The sequence below is a fragment of the Micrococcales bacterium genome (genome assembly GCA_016703125.1).
Lineage (GTDB): Bacteria > Actinomycetota > Actinomycetes > S36-B12 > UBA10799 > JADKAV01.
Genome location: JADJCR010000006.1, coordinates 194,709 through 213,858, shown reverse-complemented (window position 1 = coordinate 213,858; position 19,150 = coordinate 194,709). Strand labels below are relative to the sequence as shown.

The 19,150-nt window shown below is 68.6% G+C and carries 18 protein-coding genes, 1 tRNA gene, 2 rRNA genes and 2 pseudogenes; 22 read left to right on the top strand and 1 reads right to left on the bottom strand.

Going from position 1 to position 19,150, the window contains the following annotated elements; translation table 11 throughout:
• The 4 genes from IPG68_11775 to IPG68_11760 all read left to right on the top strand — a co-directional run.
• Positions 1 to 423: ribosomal RNA gene (locus tag IPG68_11775) — 23S ribosomal RNA — on the top strand; the annotation flags it as partial.
• Between the two features lie 72 nt (positions 424 to 495).
• A 5S ribosomal RNA gene (gene rrf / locus IPG68_11770) occupies positions 496 to 612 on the top strand.
• A gap of 413 nt (positions 613 to 1,025) precedes the next feature.
• Positions 1,026 to 1,676, top strand: coding sequence for a hypothetical protein (locus tag IPG68_11765; GenBank protein MBK6763891.1), 651 nt, complete (start codon positions 1,026 to 1,028; stop codon positions 1,674 to 1,676).
• Positions 1,673 to 2,542: an HAD-IIA family hydrolase gene (locus IPG68_11760; protein MBK6763890.1), complete on the top strand. Its 870-nt coding sequence runs from the start codon at positions 1,673 to 1,675 to the stop codon at positions 2,540 to 2,542. The genes IPG68_11765 and IPG68_11760 overlap by 4 nt, the downstream gene beginning before the upstream one ends.
• On the opposite strand, the gene IPG68_11755 is transcribed toward IPG68_11760, so the two are convergent.
• On the bottom strand, positions 2,516 to 2,854 hold the full coding sequence (locus IPG68_11755; GenBank protein MBK6763889.1) for an SCP2 sterol-binding domain-containing protein: 339 nt from the start codon (positions 2,852 to 2,854) through the stop codon (positions 2,516 to 2,518). The two genes, IPG68_11760 and IPG68_11755, sit on opposite strands and share 27 nt — an antisense overlap.
• A gap of 123 nt (positions 2,855 to 2,977) precedes the next feature.
• Here IPG68_11755 and IPG68_11750 point away from each other — a divergent pair, with 123 nt between their 5' ends.
• The 18 genes and pseudogenes from IPG68_11750 to IPG68_11665 all read left to right on the top strand — a co-directional run bounded on the left by IPG68_11750 (position 2,978) and on the right by IPG68_11665 (position 19,094).
• Entirely contained in the window at positions 2,978 to 3,646 is a 669-nt protein-coding gene (locus tag IPG68_11750) for a hypothetical protein (GenBank protein ID MBK6763888.1), read from the top strand.
• A complete protein-coding gene (locus IPG68_11745) occupies positions 3,646 to 3,795 on the top strand; it encodes a hypothetical protein (GenBank protein ID MBK6763887.1) in 150 nt (49 codons plus the stop codon). The genes IPG68_11750 and IPG68_11745 overlap by 1 nt, the downstream gene beginning before the upstream one ends.
• On the top strand, positions 3,770 to 4,549 hold the full coding sequence (locus tag IPG68_11740; GenBank protein ID MBK6763886.1) for a TlyA family RNA methyltransferase: 780 nt from the start codon (positions 3,770 to 3,772) through the stop codon (positions 4,547 to 4,549). The genes IPG68_11745 and IPG68_11740 overlap by 26 nt, the downstream gene beginning before the upstream one ends.
• Positions 4,546 to 5,337: an NAD kinase gene (locus IPG68_11735; protein ID MBK6763885.1), complete on the top strand. Its 792-nt coding sequence runs from the start codon at positions 4,546 to 4,548 to the stop codon at positions 5,335 to 5,337. The genes IPG68_11740 and IPG68_11735 overlap by 4 nt, the downstream gene beginning before the upstream one ends.
• Positions 5,334 to 6,984: pseudogene (gene recN / locus IPG68_11730) on the top strand (DNA repair protein RecN). Before IPG68_11735 ends, recN begins: the two are co-directional and overlap by 4 nt.
• A 113-nt stretch (positions 6,985 to 7,097) precedes the next feature.
• A pseudogene (locus IPG68_11725) lies at positions 7,098 to 8,737 on the top strand (CTP synthase).
• The gene (locus IPG68_11720) at positions 8,730 to 9,419 is read left to right on the top strand and encodes an NUDIX hydrolase (protein MBK6763884.1); all 690 of its coding nucleotides are present in this window, start codon (positions 8,730 to 8,732) and stop codon (positions 9,417 to 9,419) included. Before IPG68_11725 ends, IPG68_11720 begins: the two are co-directional and overlap by 8 nt.
• Positions 9,419 to 10,534, top strand: coding sequence for an alanine dehydrogenase (gene ald / locus IPG68_11715; protein ID MBK6763883.1), 1,116 nt, complete (start codon positions 9,419 to 9,421; stop codon positions 10,532 to 10,534). Before IPG68_11720 ends, ald begins: the two co-directional genes overlap by 1 nt.
• Entirely contained in the window at positions 10,535 to 11,446 is a 912-nt protein-coding gene (locus IPG68_11710) for a site-specific tyrosine recombinase XerD (protein MBK6763882.1), read from the top strand. It begins immediately after the preceding gene.
• Positions 11,447 to 11,718: 272 nt separating this feature from the next.
• The gene (locus IPG68_11705) at positions 11,719 to 12,423 is read left to right on the top strand and encodes a segregation/condensation protein A (GenBank protein ID MBK6763881.1); all 705 of its coding nucleotides are present in this window, start codon (positions 11,719 to 11,721) and stop codon (positions 12,421 to 12,423) included.
• 109 nt (positions 12,424 to 12,532) lie between these two features.
• Entirely contained in the window at positions 12,533 to 13,030 is a 498-nt protein-coding gene (locus tag IPG68_11700; protein ID MBK6763880.1) for an SMC-Scp complex subunit ScpB, read from the top strand.
• Positions 13,031 to 13,753 carry an rRNA pseudouridine synthase gene (locus IPG68_11695; protein MBK6763879.1) on the top strand — a complete coding sequence of 241 codons (723 nt, stop codon included), beginning with the start codon at positions 13,031 to 13,033 and terminating at the stop codon, positions 13,751 to 13,753. It abuts the gene before it with no gap.
• A 10-nt stretch (positions 13,754 to 13,763) separates the two neighbouring features.
• Positions 13,764 to 14,129: a chorismate mutase gene (aroH, locus tag IPG68_11690; protein MBK6763878.1), complete on the top strand. Its 366-nt coding sequence runs from the start codon at positions 13,764 to 13,766 to the stop codon at positions 14,127 to 14,129.
• Positions 14,122 to 15,174, top strand: coding sequence for a prephenate dehydrogenase (locus IPG68_11685; protein ID MBK6763877.1), 1,053 nt, complete (start codon positions 14,122 to 14,124; stop codon positions 15,172 to 15,174). The genes aroH and IPG68_11685 overlap by 8 nt, the downstream gene beginning before the upstream one ends.
• 100 nt (positions 15,175 to 15,274) lie before the next feature.
• A complete protein-coding gene (locus IPG68_11680; GenBank protein ID MBK6763876.1) occupies positions 15,275 to 15,940 on the top strand; it encodes a (d)CMP kinase in 666 nt (221 codons plus the stop codon).
• Positions 15,937 to 17,391 (top strand): ribosome biogenesis GTPase Der, encoded by a 1,455-nt coding sequence (der, locus tag IPG68_11675; protein MBK6763875.1) that lies wholly within the window; start codon positions 15,937 to 15,939, stop codon positions 17,389 to 17,391. The genes IPG68_11680 and der overlap by 4 nt, the downstream gene beginning before the upstream one ends.
• Positions 17,392 to 17,847: 456 nt before the next feature.
• Positions 17,848 to 17,921 (top strand) — tRNA-Pro (locus IPG68_11670).
• A gap of 615 nt (positions 17,922 to 18,536) precedes the next feature.
• Positions 18,537 to 19,094 (top strand): hypothetical protein, encoded by a 558-nt coding sequence (locus IPG68_11665; GenBank protein ID MBK6763874.1) that lies wholly within the window; start codon positions 18,537 to 18,539, stop codon positions 19,092 to 19,094.
• The last annotated feature ends 56 nt before the right edge of the window (positions 19,095 to 19,150 follow it).

The window sequence follows — 19,150 nt, the reverse complement described above, 5'->3', positions numbered from 1 at the left end:
TATCGACGGGATGGTTTGGCACCTCGATGTCGGCTCGTCGCATCCTGGGGCTGGAGTCGGTCCCAAGGGTTGGGCTGTTCGCCCATTAAAGCGGCACGCGAGCTGGGTTTAGAACGTCGTGAGACAGTTCGGTCCCTATCCGCCGCGCGCTAGGGAGTCTTGAGAAGGGCTGTCCCTGTACGAGGGACCGGGATGGACGAACCTCTGGTATGCCAGTTGTTCCGCCAGGAGCATGGCTGGTTAGCTACGTTCGGAAGTGATAACCGCTGAAAGCATCTAAGCGGGAAGCACGCTTCAAGATGAGGGCTCCCACAGGGTTGACCTGGTAAGGCCCCCAGCTAGACGACTGGGTTGATAGGCCGGAAGTGGAAGCACGGTGACGTGTGGAGCTGACCGGTACTAATAGGCCGAGGACTTGACTCACATATATTTCTGCACGCGTTCACTATGCGGTTCCCGAGATACGGTCGGGAACGATTGATATCTCCATAGAGTTTCGGCGGCAATAGCGAAGGGGAAACGCCCGGTCCCATTCCGAACCCGGAAGCTAAGCCCTTCTGCGCCGATGGTACTGCCCTGGTGACGGGGTGGGAGAGTAGGACGCCGCCGGACATTCTTTCCGATGGGGGGCCGTAAGGCCCCCCATCGATGTATTTGTGGAGGTTCACATGGCCCATGAGTCCGGTAGAGACCGGCGTCCGCCCCGTGCTGGCGGGCCCCCCGCTGGGACTAGGCGCGGAACGCCCCGCCCGGGTCCGCCCAAGGGGCGCGGGAAACCTGATCCGAAGGGCGCCCGCAACCCCCCGCCTGATGACAAAGGTGAATGGAAGCGCGGTCCCAAAGGCGACCGCAAATCCGGTCCCACGGGTGACCGGAAGCCTGATGACAAAGGTGAATGGAAGCGCGGTCCCAAAGGCGACCGGAAGCCGGCAGATTCCCGGTGGAAAGGCCCCAAGTCTCAGCCTGAACGTAAGGGTCGGCCTTCGCGCGAGCCGGTTGACCCGGAACGTGACACCTCCAACGACGTGGCATGGCCCGAGGAGATCTTCGAGCTCGAACTCGACCCGGAACTCTATGCCGAACTCGAATCCTTCGGCGGGCGCACGTCGACCCTGTCCAAGCACCTGCTCAGCGTCCAGGTCCTGGCCGAGAGCGATCCGGAGGCGGCCTACCAGCACGCACTGCGCCTGCGCACCCGGATCCCGCGCTCGGCCCTGACCCGACAGACCGCATGCATCGCGGCGTACCGCGCAGGGCACTACAAGGAGGCGGTGAAGGAGGAGGCGGCCTACCGCCGCATCAGCGGTGCCTTCGACCTCGTGCCGATCGCCGCGGACAGCGAGCGGGGACTCGGCCGCCCGCAACGCGCTCTGGACATGGTGACGCAGTTCGAGTCGGAGAAGCTGGACGCGGACACCCGCACGGAATTGTTCATTGTGGCCGGGGGTGCGCGACGGGACCTCAAGGACGACGACGCCGCCCGCGTGCTTCTGCAGAAGGCGGTCCGCGCGGCCAAGTCGCCCATTGCGATGGCCCGCTCCCGTTTTGCCCTCGGCGACCTGCTCGCTGACCAGGGGGATGTGGAGCAGGCCCGTAAGTGGCTGCAGAACGCCATGGACATCGACGAGGAAGGGTCCTGGACAGACGCGGCGGGGCGACTCCAGAGTCTGGCATGACCTACGACTGTCTGTTCGTCGACCTCGACGGCGTGGTGTACCGCGGCCGGGAGGCCGTGCCGCACGCGGTGCCCGCCCTGTCGGCATTCGGCGCCCAGGTGTTGTACGTGACGAACAACGCCAGCCGCACCCCACAGGCCGTCGCCGAACAGCTGGCCGGCTATGGCCTGCGAGTCGCTGCAGAAGACGTCGTCACGTCCGCTCAGGCGGCAGCGGCACACCTCGCGACGCTCGTACCCGCCGGAGCCCGGGTGCTCGTCACCGGTGGGGAGGGCCTCGTGCAAGCCGTCACCGCGCAGGGTCTGCGGATCGTGCAGTCGGCGGACGAGGCTGACGCGGTCGTGCAGGGGTTCTCGCCGAGACTGGCGTGGAGGGACCTGGCCGAGGCCTCCTACGCGGTGGCCCGTGGCGTGGCGTGGGTGGCATCCAACTCCGACATGTCGGTGCCGACCGCCCGCGGTATCGCGCCTGGTAACGGGACATTCGTGGCCGCTGTGGCCTCGGCCACCGGTCGCGCACCCATAGTCACCGGCAAGCCGCACGAGCCGATCATGCAGCTGGCGCGGTCGCGTGCTCATTGCGAGCGACCCCTGGTGATCGGCGACCGCCTGGACACCGACATCGCAGCGGCCAACGCCGCAGGGATGGACTCGCTGCTGGTCCTGACCGGTGTGAGTACGTGGCAGGAATTGTTGGTCCTGCCCGTGGCTGACCTGCCGACCCGCGCCGCCCCCGACCTGCGGGTACTCAGCGGTTACACGGACAGACAGACTGACCTGCTGGACGAGTTGCTGGTGCGCCGGCGTGATGGGCAGGACGTGGGACCGACAGTCCAGGCATTACATCAGTTTGCGAAGCCGCAGTAGATCTCGCAGGCTGGCGTTGAGTCGCAGGCGACCGGTCGCCCAGGCGTGGGAGAAGGCCAACCGCTTGTCGGTCAGGTCCAAGAGGTCATCGCTGTTCATGGTCAGGCGGATGTTCGCCTTGGGGACGCGGCCCTGTTCGATGTCAATGAGTTGACCGTCGTGCAGGCGGCCGTGGAAGCTCACGTCGAGGTCTAGCAGCGTGAGTTCGACGGTACGGTCCGGGATGCTGTCCCGGCGTTCTTCATGCGGGTACTCGTCGAGGCGTGCGGCGAGGACGGCCAGTGCCGCCTCGCACTGCTCGACGGACGCCATCTGCACGCTCCCTGAAGTCCTGGCCACTTGAGTGACGCTACCTGGCGGGTCATGTCCCTACGGGGATTGACATGACCGCTGAAGTAGCGTTGATGTTATCGCCGACATGGAAGGCCAGACATCGTGAAAGAGACGCTGCGCAGTTACATGCAGCTGGCGGCCGGTCTGCTGGAGTCCGCATCCGAGCGTGCCAAGGAGTCAGCCTCCGACTTGGTCAACCAGGGGGTGGAGGCCGGAACGAAGGGCCCGGAGGTGGTCTCCTCGCAGGTGCAGGGCATCGCGGAGGACCTGATCGAGCAGGGCCGGACCAACCGGGAGTTGATGATCGGACTCGTCCGCACCGAGGTGGAGCGGGCAGTGGGTCGTATGGGATTCGTGCGCGAGGAGGAACTCGCCGCCGTCCGCAAGCACGTGGAGCGCCTCGAGCGCCAACTGAACCAGCGCGGTGACCAGGCGTCGGCCGCGGCCAACCTGGCCGTCTCGACGGCGACCTCGGCCGTGCCGGTGGCGACCAAGGCCGCCGGGCAGGCGGCTGCCATGGCCACCGACACCGCCGTGAAGGCTTCCCGGGTGGCGGCTGGCACCGCCCGGACCGCAGCACGTTCGGCTTCGAAGGCCGCTGCGCCCCGGGTCGCGCAGGAACCGCCGGCGCCCGCGCCCGCGGAGAGGGCCCCGGCCAAGAAGGTGCCGGTGAAGAAGGCGCCAGTCAAGAAGGCGCCAGTCAAGAAGGCACCTGTGAAGAAGCCGCCGGCGAAGAGAACGGCAGCCAAGAAGACCCCGGAAGGCCCCTGATGGTGGACATCGATCGCGTGAACGAGATGGTCGGGCAGGCCGAACAGGCCGAACAGGCCGACCGCTACTCCCGGCTCGTCGACATCCACGACGCGCTGCGGGTGGCCCTGGCTGAGACTGACGGTGACGCGTCGGCGACTGGACGCTGAACTCGTCCGTCGCGATCTGGCGCGGTCACGACAGCACGCGTCCGAACTCATCGCCGGTGGCCGGGTGCGGGTCAACCGCATGGTCGCGACCAAACCCGCGACCCAGGTCGAGGACTCCGCACCGATAGTCGTCGACGCGGGGGAGTCCACATACGTGTCGCGGGGTGCACACAAACTGCTCGGGCCCCTGGCCGCGTTCGGACTGCAGGTGCGTGGCCGGGAGGCCTTGGACGCCGGTGCCTCCACCGGGGGGTTCACCCAAGTTCTTCTGGAAGCCGGCGTCAACCACGTGGTGGCCGTGGACGTCGGGTACGGCCAGTTGGCGTGGAGCCTGCAGCGGGACCCCCGGGTCACCGTCCTCGACCGCACCAACGTCCGGCATCTGACTGGCGAACACCTGCCCTACGCCCCGGATCTCGTCGTGGCGGACCTGAGTTTCATCTCCTTGACCAAGGTGCTCCCGGCCCTCTCGCAGATCTGTGCGCCGGATGCCGACTTCGTGGTGCTCGTGAAACCGCAGTTCGAGGTGGGGAAAGGCCATGTCGGCAAGGGCGGGGTGGTCCGAGATCCGGCCCTTCACGGCGACGCCGTGCGGCGGGTGGCTAGTGCTGCGGCCGAACTGGGATACGGCGTGGCCGGGCTGTGCCGCAGCCCGTTGCCCGGTCCGAGTGGCAACATCGAGTTCGTGATGTGGTTGCGGCGCGGGGCGCCGGCGGTGGAGGACGCCGCCGTGGAGGAAGTGGTGACGCCATGACTGTGCCGGAGAAGGTGCTGCTGGTCGTGCACCCGGGCCGTCCTGCGGCACTGCAGATGGCCGCGCAGTGCGCGGCGGGCCTGCAGGTGCGGGGAGTCAAAGTGGTCGCGCTGCCCGAGGCCCCCGACGGCCTGGATGTGCCCCGCAGCGAAGTGGCCGACCCCGTCGACCTGGTGGTCGTGTTCGGCGGGGACGGCAGCATCTTGCGGGGCTCGGAGATCGCACGCACCCACGACGTACCCCTGCTTGGGGTGAATCTGGGGCACGTGGGTTTCTTGGCCGAGCTCGACGAGGAAGAGGCGGGCGGCATCGTCGACCACATCGTGGCGGGGAACTTCGTGATCCAGGAGCGCATGACCCTGGACGTCAGCGTCCTGCGGGAAGGGGCGCTGATCGCCTCCTCGTGGGCCCTGAACGAGGCGAGTATCGAGAAAGCGGCCCCCGAACGGATGATCCAGGTCGTGGCGGAGGTCGACGGCCGGCCCTTGAGCGAATGGGGTTGCGACGGTGTTCTGTTCGCCACCCCGACCGGTTCGACGGGCTATGCGTGGTCGGCAGGCGGCCCGGTGGTCTGGCCCACGGTGGAGGCGATGCTGCTGGTACCGGTGTCCGCACACGCCTTGTTCGCCCGGCCCATGGTGGTGTCGTCGTCCACCGCGCTGGCGCTGGAGGTGCTGCCCGGTTCCCCGTCGGCGGTGCTGTGGTGCGACGGCCGCCGGCTGGTCCCGCTGGAACCCGGTGACCGCGTCGAGCCCGTGCAGGGGTGGAGCGGGCGGGGCCGCCCGTGATCGTCGAGTTGCGCATCGAGCACCTGGGCGTGATCGCCTCGGCGACGGTGCGGCCCGGCCCGGGTTTCACCGCACTCACCGGGGAGACCGGGGCCGGCAAGACCATGGTCCTCAGTGCACTGGAGATGCTGCTCGGTGGTCGCGTCGACTCCGCCATCGCGGAGGACGCCAGCATCCAGGGGCTGTGGGAGGTGCCCGCGGGCAGCCCCGCGGTGCAGATGATCCGGGATGCCGGTGGCGCCGTTGACGACGGCGAGTTGCTCCTGGGGCGCACCGCCACGAACGGTCGTTTGCGCGCGTTCGCCGGTGGGCGCATGGTGCCAGCGACCCTGCTGGCCGAGATCGGCGAGCACCTGGTCACGATCCATGGTCAGACCAGCCAGCAGCGCTTGCGGAATCCCAGCGCACAACGGCGTGCGCTTGATCGCTATGGCGGCCCCGATCATCTGCATCTGCTGGCCGAGCACCGGGCGGCGTTCCGGGACTGGCAGCGCGTGGCGGATGCGCTGCAGGCCGCGCGGTCGGGCCAGCAGCAGAACCATCAGCGGATGCTCTTCCTGCAATCCGCCCTCGAGGAGATCGAACGGGCGGACCCGCAGCCGGGGGAGACCGAGGCGCTGCGCACCGAGCACAACCGACTGGCCAACCTCGCCGACCTCACCGCGGCCACGGCGGCCGCCGGGCAGGCTGTGCTTGGCGACGACACGGGGGAGTCACCGGGAGCCGCCCATCTGCTGCACCTAGCGGCCCGCGACCTCGCGGGTTTCGACGACCCCGAGTTCGCAGCCCTGCACGAACGGCTGGTGTCCCTGGCCGAGGAGGTCTCTGAGGCGGGCCGCCAGATCTCAGGGCTCGGCGACCAGCTGGCCGACGAGCCCGGCCGCCTCGAGTGGCTCAACCAGCGGCTCCACGAGCTGTCCGTGCTGCACTCGCGCTACGGGCCCGACGACGTCGCGGTTCTGCAATGGGCCAAGGAGGCCGCCGCCGAACTCGTGGCATTGGGCGGGCAACGACCTCGAAGCCTTGGCCGACCAGGAGGCAAGGCTCAGGCGGCTGCTGGACAAGGCGACCTCGGCATTGAGCGCCTCCCGGCGCGCGCTGGCCGAACGTCTGGCCCACGAGGCCACAGCGGAGCTGCAGCAGTTGGCGATGCCCAACGCGGTCCTTGCGGTGAGGGTGGGCGATGCCGAACAGGGTCCCGAGGGTGCCGACGACGTCGCCTTCCTGCTGGCTGCCCATCCCGGCGCCACGCCCGCTCCCATCGGCAAGGCGGCATCTGGCGGTGAACTCAGCCGGATCATGCTCGCGCTGGAGGTGGTGCTGGCCGACACCGATGCCGTCGGGACGTTCGTGTTCGACGAGGTGGACGCCGGTGTCGGGGGCGCCGCAGCGACGGCGATCGGCCGGCGCCTGGCCGCCCTGGCCCAGCACGCCCAGGTCATCGTGGTGACGCATATGCCACAGGTCGCCGCGTTCGCCGACACCCACCTGTGGGTACACAAGCAGCAGGATCGCGAGATCACGGTGTCGGACGTGCGCGAGTTGGCCGAGGAAGAACGGGTCGTGGAGATCGCCCGGATGCTGGCCGGGCACGAGGACTCACGGCACGCGCAGGAGCACGCCAGGGAACTGCTCGCCCGGGCGTGATCGTCGGGGGGCGCCCCCAACGTGGCGGCCGTGCGTCGGATCCGGGGCGGCAACCAACAAACCTTGCGAGTGTCTGCCCGGCATGGGCCGGTGAGCCGGTAGTCTGGTCACCCGTGGATAGCCCGGGTTCTGCCGTACACGTATTCGTCACCGGAGGCGTCGCCTCCTCGCTCGGCAAGGGGCTGACCGCCTCATCGCTGGGCCAGTTGCTCACTGCCAGGGGCCTGCGGGTCACCATGCAGAAACTCGACCCGTACCTCAACGTCGATCCGGGGACCATGAACCCCTTCCAGCACGGCGAGGTGTTCGTCACCGACGACGGCGCGGAGACCGACCTGGACATCGGTCACTACGAGCGCTTCCTCGATCGAAACCTCGCCAGCATCGCCAACGTCACCACCGGGCAGGTGTACTCCACCGTCATCGCCAAGGAGCGCCGCGGCGAGTACCTCGGGGACACCGTGCAGGTCATCCCGCACATCACCAACGAGATCAAGTCGCGGATCCGGGCCATGGCCACGCCGGACGTCGACGTGGTCATCACGGAGATCGGCGGCACCGTCGGCGACATCGAGTCGCTGCCATTCCTGGAGGCGGCCCGGCAGGTCCGCCATGACCTCGGCCGCGACCGCTCCTTCTTCCTGCACGTGTCGCTGCTGCCGTACCTCGGGCCGTCGGGGAGTTGAAGACCAAGCCCACCCAGCACTCGGTGGCCGCCCTGCGCAGCATCGGTATCCAGCCCGACGCGCTGGTGCTGCGCGCCGATCGGCAGGTGCCGGACAACATCAAGCGCAAGGTGTCGCTGATGTGCGACGTGGATCAGGAAGCGGTCGTCGCCGCCGTCGACGCGCCGAGCATCTACGACATCCCGCGGGTTCTGCACTCCGAGGGGCTCGACGCCTACGTCGTGCGCAGGCTCGGGCTGCCCTTCCGGGATGTCGACTGGACCTCGTGGGGCGGGCTGCTGGAGCGCGTGCACAACCCCGCACACTCCGTGGAGATCGCCTTGGTCGGCAAGTACGTGGACCTGCCCGATGCGTACCTGTCGGTGACGGAGGCGCTGCGGTCCGGTGGGTTCGGCGAGAACAGTGCGGTGCGGATCCGCTGGGTGGCCTCCGACGACTGCGCTACCGAAGAGGGCGCGAAGCAGGCACTCGGCGACGTGGACGCGGTGTGCGTCCCCGGTGGGTTCGGCGTGCGGGGGATCGAAGGCAAACTCGGCGCGATCCGCTACGCGCGCGAGAACAAGATCCCCACGTTGGGGCTGTGCCTGGGACTGCAGTGCATGGTCATCGAGTTCGCCCGCGACGTGGCCGACATGACGGACGCGAACTCCGAGGAGTTCGACGCCGAGACCACACACCCGGTGGTGTCCACGATGACCGACCAGGCGGAGGTGGTCAGTGGCGAGCGGGACATGGGTGGGACGATGCGGCTGGGGCTGTACCCCGCGCAGCTCACCCCGGGCAGTGTGGTGGCGCGGGCCTACGGCGAACTGGCCGTCGATGAGCGACACCGCCACCGGTACGAGGTCAACAACGCCTTCCGGGAACCGCTTGCCGAGGCGGGACTGGTGTTCAGCGGCACCTCGCCGGACGGCCGGCTGGTGGAATTCGTCGAACTGCCCGAGGACGTCCACCCGTACTTCGTGGCCACGCAGGCTCACCCGGAGTTCCGCTCCCGCCCGACCCGGCCGCATCCGCTGTTCTCGGGGCTGGTGCGCGCGGCGCTGCGCCGGCAAGCCGATGGATGAGGTCTGGCACGGCGCGGTCCAGGACGGGTTCGAGGACCATGAGGTGGTTGCCAGCACGACGCGGTTCGGCGGGGCGGTCTGGGACGTGCGCTCCGACGAGGTGCGCATCGGCGACCACACAGTCACTCGGGACTTGGTCGTCCACCCTGGCGCGGTGGGGATCATCGCCCTCGATGAGCACGACCGGCTGCTGCTGATCCGGCAGTACCGGCACCCGGTCGGCGCCTACCTTTTCGAACCCCCGGCCGGGCTGCTCGACACGCACAGGGAATCCGCCCTGGAATGTGCCCGCCGCGAACTCGTGGAAGAGGCTGGGCTCACGGCGGGTGTGTGGCATGTGCTCATCGACTTCCTCAACTCCCCGGGCGGGACCAGCGAGACTTTCCGCTGCTACCTGGCCCGTGATCTCGACCGGCATCCCGAGGGCCGGGCGCACACCGGCGAGGCGGAGGAGGCGCACCTGCCGCAGGCATGGGTCGACCTCGATGAGGCCGTGCGACTGGTCCTGGCCGGGCGGATCCAGAACCCCACAGCGACCAACGGCATCCTGGCCGCGGCCGCTGCGCGCGCCCGGGGGTGGGCTGATCTTCGCCCTGCTGAGGCGCCCTGGCCTGTGCGAGACTGGGTCGAATCGCTGGGAAACGTGCGCACACCGCAGGTGGGGCGCGGAACGGATGGCTGATGCGTATAGGTGTTCCGTCTGAGGTCAAGCAGCAGGAGTACCGGGTGGCCATCACCCCCGCCGGGGTCCAAGAACTCCTGCGACACGGGCACAGCGTGGTCGTCCAGGCCGGGGCCGGTCGGGGGTCCTCGCTGCCGGACGAGGAGTTCGAGGCGGCGGGTGCCAGCATTCTTCCCACTGCGGCACAGGTGTGGGGCGCGGCGGACATGGTGGTGAAGGTCAAGGAACCGATGCCCAGCGAGTACGGGTTCCTGCGCGACGACCTGGTGCTGTTCACCTATCTGCATCTGGCCGCCTCCCGGGAGTGCACCCAGGCCCTGCTCGACAGCGGCACCACAGCCATTGCCTACGAGACGGTGGAACTGCCCGATCGCAGCCTGCCGCTGCTGGCGCCGATGTCGGAAGTCGCCGGCCGGCTTGCCCCGCAGGTGGGGGCGCAAGCGCTGCTGAAGGCAAACGGTGGGCGTGGGGTGTTGCTCGGCGGTACCCCGGGGGTCCACGCCGGGAAGGTCGTCGTGATCGGAGCCGGTGTGGCAGGGCAGAACGCCGCGGCGATTGCGCTGGGCATGCAGGCGGAGGTGTTGCTGCTTGACCGCGACGTCGCCCGACTGCGCGACGTCGACGCGATCTACCAGGGGCACATGCAGACGGTGGCGTCCAACCAGTACGAGATCGAACGCTGCGTGCTGGACGCGGACCTGGTCATCGGGGCGGTCCTCATCCATGGCGCGAAGGCGCCGCGCTTGATCAGCAACGAACTGGTGTCGCGCATGAAGCTGGGATCGGTGCTCGTGGACATCTCGATCGACCAGGGCGGGTGTTTCGACGACTCCCGTCCCACCACCCACGCGGACCCGACGTACGGGGTGCACAACAGCCTGTTCTACTGCGTGGCCAACATGCCCGGGGCCGTGCCCCACACCTCGACCTGGGCGTTGACCAATGTCACGCTGCCGTACCTGCTGGACCTGGCCGACTTCGGCTGGGAACAGGCGTGCCGGGATGACCACGCACTCGCGCTGGGCCTGAACACCCACGCCGGTGCAATCACATACCAGGCCGTGGCCGATGCGTTCGGCCTGCCGAGTGTGTCGTTGGAATCCGTGCTCGGCTGAGTGGTGGTTGCGGTCCGGGAGGGGATCGACGCCTACCTCGAGCACGTCATCGTGGAGCGGGGCCTGTCCGTCAACACCGTGGCCGCCTATCGGCGCGACCTGGACCGGTTCGCGGTGTGGCTCGACCAGGTGGGCATCGACGATCTCGCTCGCGTGACCGGAGGGCAACTCGGCGATTTCGTGACATGGGCATCGCGGGACGCAGCCCTGAGCGCCTCGTCGGTGCGCCGCACGGTGAGCAGTGTGCGGGGCCTGTTCAAGTACCTGGGGGCGGAGGGCGAACTGCCCGTCGACCCGACCGAGGACCTGGCCTCCCCGAGCATCCCGATGCGGCTGCCGAAGGCGCTGACGGTGTCGGACACGGTGTCCATGGTCGAGTCGTGCGACCCCACCACGGTGCCGGGCATCCGGGACCGTGCGCTGTTGGAGTTCCTGTACGGCAGCGGTGCGCGTATCAGCGAGGCGGTCGATCTGACCCCCGATGCGCTGGATCTGGAGGACCGCTCGGTGTTGCTGCGGGGCAAGGGCGGCAAGCAGCGGCGGGTCCCGATCGGGTCCTACGCCGCAGACGCGCTGGAGGGGTATTTCGTGCGTTCGCGGCCGGCGCTGGTGGCCAAGCGAACGTCTGTGCCGCGGGAGGTGTTCCTCAACCTGCGCGGTGGCCGGTTGTCCCGGCAAAGTGCCTACGCCATCGTCACGGCGGCTGCGAGACGGGCCGGGGTGCCGGACGTGTCGCCGCACACTCTGCGGCACTCGTTCGCGACGCATCTGCTGGAGGGCGGCGCGGATGTCCGGGTGGTCCAGGAGTTGCTGGGGCACGCTTCCGTGACCACGACGCAGATCTACACGAAGGTCACGATCGACCGGCTGCGGGAGGTGTACGCGGAGTCGCATCCGCGGGCGCTGCGGTGACGGGTAGCCGGGCCGAGTGCCGGGTCGTTGTGACGAAGGTACGGCGCGCCCTGGCCGAATGCGACGATGGTGGCCGGTCGAGGGCCGGCGGACCGCGCACCTTCGTCGCAAAGCGGGCCTGTGGCCTGCACTTTCGTCGCAACAGCGGCGGTGTGTGGCTACCGGGAGTTCGTCACGCAGCGGGTTACGGTGGCGTGGTGACCGCAGCGCCCCTGCACGAGGAGCCCACGGGCTTCGCTGTGCATCTGGAGGAGTTCTCCGGGCCGTTCGACATGCTGCTGCAACTGATCTCCAAGCACAAGCTCGAGGTCACCGAACTGTCCCTGAGCACGGTCACCGACGAGTTCCTGCGGTACATCCGCCAGCAGGGTCAGTCGTGGGACCTCGAGGAGACCAGCCACTTCCTGGTCGTGGCCGCGACGCTGCTGGATCTGAAGGTCGTGAAGCTGCTCCCCGGCGCTGAGTTGGAGGACGAGGAGGATCTCGCCCTGCTCGAGGCGCGGGACCTGCTGTTCGCCCGCCTGATGCAGTACCGGGCGTACAAGGACGTCTCCGCGATCTTCGCGCAGATGATGGCCGACGCCCCCACGATGCTGCCGCGCACGGTGGGGCTGGACCCGGACCTGCACGGCCTGCTTCCCGATGTGGTGCTGGGCCTGGGCCCCGACGCGTTCGCCGCGCTGGGTGCGGTGGCGCTGACGCCGAAACCCGTGCCGCAGGTCTCGACCGACCACGTGCACGCCCCAGCGGTCAGCGTGGCGGAACAGAAGCAGATTCTGTACGACCGGCTGGAGGTCAGCCGTCGGGCGACGTTCCGCGACCTGATCGAGGACGCCGACAACCGGATGATCGTGGTGGGCCGGTTCCTGGCCCTGCTTGAGCTCTTCCGCGACGGCACCGTCCGCTTCGAGCAGGAGAAGGCCTTGGCCGAGTTGACCATCGTGTGGGAGGACGACAGTGACCCATCGGGTGATTGATCTCACGGACCGGCTCGGTCCACAGGCCTCGGAGGTCGAGCCCCATGATCTCGGCGCGCCTTCGCTGGCCGCTGCCGTGGAGGCGCTGCTGCTGATCGCCGACGAGCCGATGTCCGCCGAGGATCTCGGGGTGGCGCTCGACACCCCGCCTGACGAGATCACGGCCACCGTCGAAGGGCTGCTCAGCGAGTACGCGACGTCCGGTCGCGGTTTCACGATCCGCCGGGAGTCCGCAGGATGGCGTTTCGTGACCGCCGCCGAATGCTCGGAACTGGTGAGCCGCTACGTCAAGGACGGCCAGTCCGCGCGCTTGTCGCAGGCAGCGATGGAGACCCTGGCGGTGGTGGCCTACCGGCAGCCGGTGTCGCGCAGTTGGGTCAGCGCGATCCGCGCGGTGAACGTCGACGGGGTCATGAAGACGCTGGTCACCCGCGGGCTGATCACCGAGGTGGGGCACGACGCGGAGAGCGGTGCGGTCCTGTACGCCACCACCGAGTACTTCCTGCAGCGACTCGGGATCGCCTCGCTGGACGAACTGCCGCCGGTCGCCGACTACTTGCCGGACCTGACCGACCTGGATTCACCGGAACTCACCGGCGAGATCTGAGTGGACGGCGAGCGACTGCAGAAGGTCCTCGCCGCCGCCGGCGTCGGCAGTCGCCGGGTGTGCGACCAGCTCATCGCCGACGGGCGGGTCACTGTCGGCGGCCGGGTGGCGGTGCTCGGGACGCGGGTCGACCCGCAGACTGCCGTGATCCATGTGGACGGCACCCGGATCCCCACCCGCAGCGAGATCCTGGTCCTGGCCTTGCACAAACCGCGCGGCGTCACGTCGGCGATGAGTGATCCCGGCGGCCGTCCGTGCGTCGGGGACTACGTCGCGGACCGCCCGGAACGGGTCTTCCATGTAGGGCGTCTCGACGTGGACACCGAGGGCCTGCTGCTGCTCACCAACGACGGGGAACTTGCCAACCGCATCGCCCACCCCTCGCACGGGGTGTCGAAGACCTATGTGGCCACCGTTGAGGGCCGGGTGGACGCGGGTCTGCGGGCGCGACTGCGCAAGCCAGTGGACCTCGACGACGGACCCGTGACGGTCGACCAGTGCCGGATCGTGGCCGCTGCCGACGACCGCAGCGTCGTGGAGGTCAGCCTGCACGAGGGGCGCAACCGCATCGTCCGGCGACTGTTCGACACCCTCGGCCATCCCGTGCAACGACTGGTGCGCACCCAGGTCGGCCCGGTGCGTTTGCGCGGCCAGGCCGCGGGGCAGATGCGCGAGTTGGATGGGAAGGAACCGCAGCGTTTGTACCCCGAGGTCGGCTTGTAGTCTTCGTTTTGTGGCTGTACGAGCGGTGCGCGGAGCGACCCAGGTGTCCGCCGATGCGCGCGAACCGATCATGGACGCGGTCGGGGAGTTGGTCACGCAGATGCTGGCTGCCAATGCGGTGGATCCGGCGGACGTGATCAGTGTGATCCTCACCTCGACCCCTGATCTTGTGTCGTGCTACCCGGCCACCGCCGCCCGCCTGGCGGGGCTGGAGGACGTGCCCCTGCTGTCGGCCACCGAGGTGGCGGTACCGGACGCGATGCCACGGGTGGTGCGCGTGATGGCACACGTCGACTCGGACCTGACCCGCGCCCAGATCCAGCACGTGTACCTGCGTGGCACCGAGAGCCTGCGGCGAGACACCGCCGATGACTGAGATCCTCATCCGGGGTGCCGGCCTGCTGGGCACCTCGCTGGGTCTGGCACTGTCCCAGACCGGAGCGGTCGTCCACTTGGAGGACCTGGATCCGAAGACCGTGCGCACCGCCGAGGCGATGGGCGCCGGATCGGGGCAGCCCTGTGCCGACCCGCGCACCGTGTTCATCGCGGTCCCGCCGGACCAGATTGCGGCCGAGGTGGATGCCGCGTTGCGCCGGTTCCCGCGAGCCACGGTCTCCGACGTGGGCAGCGTCAAGTCCGAACCGATCGCGGCCCTGCGCGACAGTGGCGCGGACCTCAGCCGCTATGTGGGTGGGCACCCGATGGCTGGCCGTGAGATCTCCGGCGCGGCGGCCGGTCGCGGCGACCTGTTCGAGGACCGGCCCTGGATCCTCACCCCGATCGCCGAGACCGATGCCACGCGGCTGGCGGAGATCACGGGGTTCGCCGAGAGCCTGCACGCCGTGGTGCGCATGATGGACCCTGACGAGCACGACCGCGCAGTGGCTTTGTGCTCGCACGCCCCGCAGGTCGTCGCTTCCCTGCTGGCCGGTCAATTGCTCGGGGCCTCCGCCGCCGATGTCAGCGTCGCCGGGCCCGGGGTGCGGGACACCACGCGGATCGCGGCCAGCGACCCGGTGCTGTGGGCGCAGATCCTGCTGGCCAACGCCGACCACGTCGAGGTGTACCTCGACCAGTTCGCGGCCGACGTCGAGCAGTTCCGGGCGGCGCTGCTGAAACGCGACGCCGTGGGTGTGCGGGACCTGCTGGACAAAGGGGTGGCCGGTCGTGGCCGCCTGCCGGGGAAGCACGGTGGCGAGGCCGCGGACATGGCCACGGTGTCGGTAGTCATCGAGGACGCCCCCGGCCAGTTGGCGGCGCTGTTCGTGCGAGCCGGGCACGCGGATGTCAACCTCGAGGACGTTCGCATCGAGCACACGCTGGGCCGCCTTCGAGCCATCGCGCACCTGGTGGTGCGCCCGCACAGCGAGCAGCGGTTGCGCGAGTCGCTGACGGCCGGTGGGTGGCGGCTGCGGGGTTGAGGTGTCCGGGAGTGTCAGTACACCGACTCCCCGGTGTACCTTCCTCTCCCGCCTTCGGTCGCTGACCCCGCGGGCGTGACCCACAGGTAGGCTCGCAGATATGCCCGTTGTCATCGTCGCCATCGACGGTCCGTCCGGCTCCGGCAAGTCCAGTGTCTCCAAGGGCGTCGCCAGTCGGCTCGGGTACGACTACCTCGACACCGGCGCGATGTACCGGGCCGTCACGTGGTGGGCGCTGGACAACGGGATCGTGGAGGCGGACGTCCCCGGCCGGCTCAAGCAGTGCGTGCTCACCAGCGGCACCGATCCGCTCGCCCCGACCATCGCCGTCAACGGCGTCGACGTCTCTGAGGCCATCCGCACACCGGAGGTCACCGCTGCGGTAAGTCGCTTCAGCGCGATCCCCGAGGTGCGCACAGCGCTGGTCGGCATGCAGCAGAAGGTCGCGCGTGACGCGGCCAGTGGTCTGGTGGCCGAGGGCCGGGACCTGGGCACGGTGGTCTTCCCGCAGGCGGACCTGAAGCTTTACCTCACCGCGGACGTGGCAGCTCGGGCACAGCGGCGGGCCGCCGAGGACGCGCAGCGCGGGCACGACGCCGATGTGGCCCTGACCCACGAGTCGCTGGCCGCACGTGATGCCGCGGACAGTGGTCGCGCGGTGTCCCCGTTGCAGATCGCTGAGGACGCGGTGGAGGTCGACGCCACGGACATGACCTTGCCCGAGGTCATCGACCACGTCACGTCGCTGGTACAGGAGCGCACATGAGTGAGCAGATGCCCGGCGATGAGGTGTACGTCGACGACATCGCCGGCGACGACACTGACGTTGAGGCGCTGACCGAAGCCGCCCAGGAGATCGCCGAGCGCGAGTACGCCGAGGTCGAGGTCGTCGAACCGGTGCAGCCGATGCTGCCGGTCGTGGCGATCATCGGGCGGCCCAACGTCGGCAAGTCGACCTTGGTCAACCGGATCATCGGGCGCCGGGAGGCGGTCGTCCAGGATGTGCCCGGAGTGACCCGCGACCGCGTCCGCTATGAGGCGGAGTGGAGCGGCCACGACTTCCAGCTCATCGACACGGGTGGATGGGAGCACGACGCCGTCGGCATGCGTGCGGACATCGCGGCCCAGGCCGAACGCGCGGTGGACGAGGCCGACGTGGTCGTGTTCGTCGTGGACGCCAAGGTGGGCGCGACGGATGCTGACGAACGCGTCGTGCCGATCCTGCGCCAGGCGAAGAAGCCGGTGCTGCTCGCCGCGAACAAGGTGGACGACGCGGGGACCGAGTCCGATGCTTCCTCTCTGTGGTCCTTGGGCTTGGGGGAGCCGTTCCCGGTGTCGGCACTGCACGGACGGGGCAGCGGTGACCTGCTGGACGAGATCGTCGCACGGCTTCCGGAGGAGGGGTCGGGGCAAATCGTCCGCGGCCCTCGCCGGGTCGCCATCGTCGGCCGCCCGAACGTGGGCAAATCCTCGCTGCTCAACAAGGTCGCCGGCCACCAGCGTTCCGTGGTGGACAGCGTCGCCGGGACAACCGTGGACCCTGTGGACGAGGTCGTGACCATCGGCGGGCAGGAGTGGCTGTTCGTCGACACTGCGGGCATCCGCCGGCGGGTCAAGGAGGCCAGCGGCCACGAGTACTACGCATCGATCCGCACGCAGCGAGCCATCGAGCGGGCCGAGGTCGCGCTGGTGGTCATCGACGCCAGCGAGCCGATCTCCGAGCAGGACATCCGGATCGTGCAGATGGTCGTCGACGCGGGGCGGGCGCTGGTCATCGCCTTCTCCAAATGGGACCTCATGGACGACGAGCGCCGCCGGGAACTGACCCGCGAGAAGGACCTGGACCTCGTCGGTGTGCCATGGGCTGAGACGATCAACATCTCCGGGCTGACCGGCCGGGGCGTCGACCGGATCGGCAAGCACCTGCAGCGTGCCCTGGATTCCTGGCAGACGCGGGTGTCGACAGGGCGCCTGAACTCGTTCCTGGCGGATCTAGTCGCGTCACATCCGCACCCGGTGCGCGGCGGCCGGCAGCCGCGGATCCTGTTCGGCACCCAGGCGGCAGTGCAACCGCCGACGTTCGCGATGTTCACGACGGGCTTCCTGGAGCACGGCTACCGGCGGTACCTGGAGCGGCGGTTGCGCGAGGAATTCGGGTTCGTGGGGACGCCGATGCGGATCAACCTGCGCATCCGGGAGAAGCGCAGGCGGCGGTGACGGTCGTGTAGCTTCGCGGATCGCTCGACCCCTGCGCCGTTGCGAGCCCTTGTCGGTTACCCGCCAGCGATCCGCGGCAATCGGTACCGTTCGTAAGCGGCAAGGTGGATCGCATGCAGGCCACCGACTGCGGCGACTGGGAGCAAATAGTTGCTGAGATGCCATCGATGATGAAGAAGTCGCCAATCTCGTCGGGGTGGATATTCTGCGTCTGCGACGACAGGTTGAGAGATGGACCTTCCAGGTGTGCCCCACCCGCACCTTCGTCGTCTTCACCTGAACTCGGCGGATACCCGGGAGGGGCGTGGTGGGAAGCAGTCTCGTGGGGGGGAGGTGACGCGATCGGGTGGTCACGACGCCGGTTTCACGCCGGTGCGGACGTGGAGTCCTCGCGGGGGTCCCACAAATTCGCGTCCGGCTCATGGGTATTCTTTGGGAGCACGCGTTCGCGTGTGGCGGGCTGTAGCGCAGCTTGGTAGCGCACCTGACTGGGGGTCAGGGGGTCGCAGGTTCAAATCCTGTCAGCCCGACGCGCAAGAGGACCCGGGAAACTTCCCGGGTCCTCTTGCGCGTTCGTGATTGCACTGCGGGATTTGGGAGACCGCTCGCCGGAGGCGAGTGGTCGGTTCCTTTCAGCCCGACAAGTGAGGCCTCTGTCGGGAGGACATTCTGTTGAGGGGCTTCGTCGGTGAGGCACGTGGAGTGGACCCACTGTTTGATGTCACAGGGCACACCGGGTACCTATCTGAACCTGCAGGTTCTCAGGAACTCCTCGTCACCGGAGATTGACGGTCACGGGCAGTGCGTATCCGCATAGAGCGGCACATCGCCGATGAGCAGGTACCTGCTCCACCGAACTACCCCTCGCCCCGCAACCGTTCCAATGACTGCGTCAGGGTGATCGCGTGGCCAGCAACTGGCGATCTGCGCTGATGAGTGTGCATCCATGCTCGCGGGCGGCCGCTGCGAATGCGGCGTCGTCGAGGCGACTCCGGCTGGATCCCTGGCCATTCCGGGGAGCATGGTCGCCACAGTTCCGCCGCACGAACCCCAGGTCGCATGAGTGCCGTCGGGCCTCCAGGGGCCTGGTCTCCCCGTACGATGCCAGGGTGCAGTTGCCTGGCCATGGCAGGGCGGGAGGTGTGATGAAGTTCCGCGGCGTACTGGTGGCCGCAGCCGCGGCAGCAGTGGCAGCCGGGGTCGGGCAGCGCATGGCCCGCGGACGAACCGGGCGCGCTGCTGTTGAGTTGCCCGGCACACCGGCGATCATGCCTCTCCTCGCGTGTCCCCGCTGCCACGGGTCCCTGACCCAGGACGCCGGGGGACAAGCATTCGCGTGCCCGGTGTGCTCACGTACCTATCCCGTGGACGACGGGATCGTGCACTTCATCGAGTCAGCCGAGATGAGCGGTCAGAACCGCCGGTTCGCCCACCTCTACGACTGGTTCTCCTGGGTCTACACCCCGTCCATGAGAGTGTCCTTCGCGTTCATCGGCATGACCGAGCGGACGGGCCGCAAACAGGTGCTCGACCGGCTCACGCCCCGCAACGGTCGGGTGCTCGAGGTCTCCGTCGGATCCGGCCCCAACCTGCCGTACCTGCTGGATCGCGCCGATGTCGCAGAGGTCCACGGCCTGGACATCTCGATCGGACAACTCAGGCGCTGCCGCTCCTTAGCCTCGATCCACCGTTCAGTTCCGTGAGCCGGGTGTCTGAGGCTTGATCGGTGGTGATGCCCCGGGTTCTGGCTGGTGGGCGT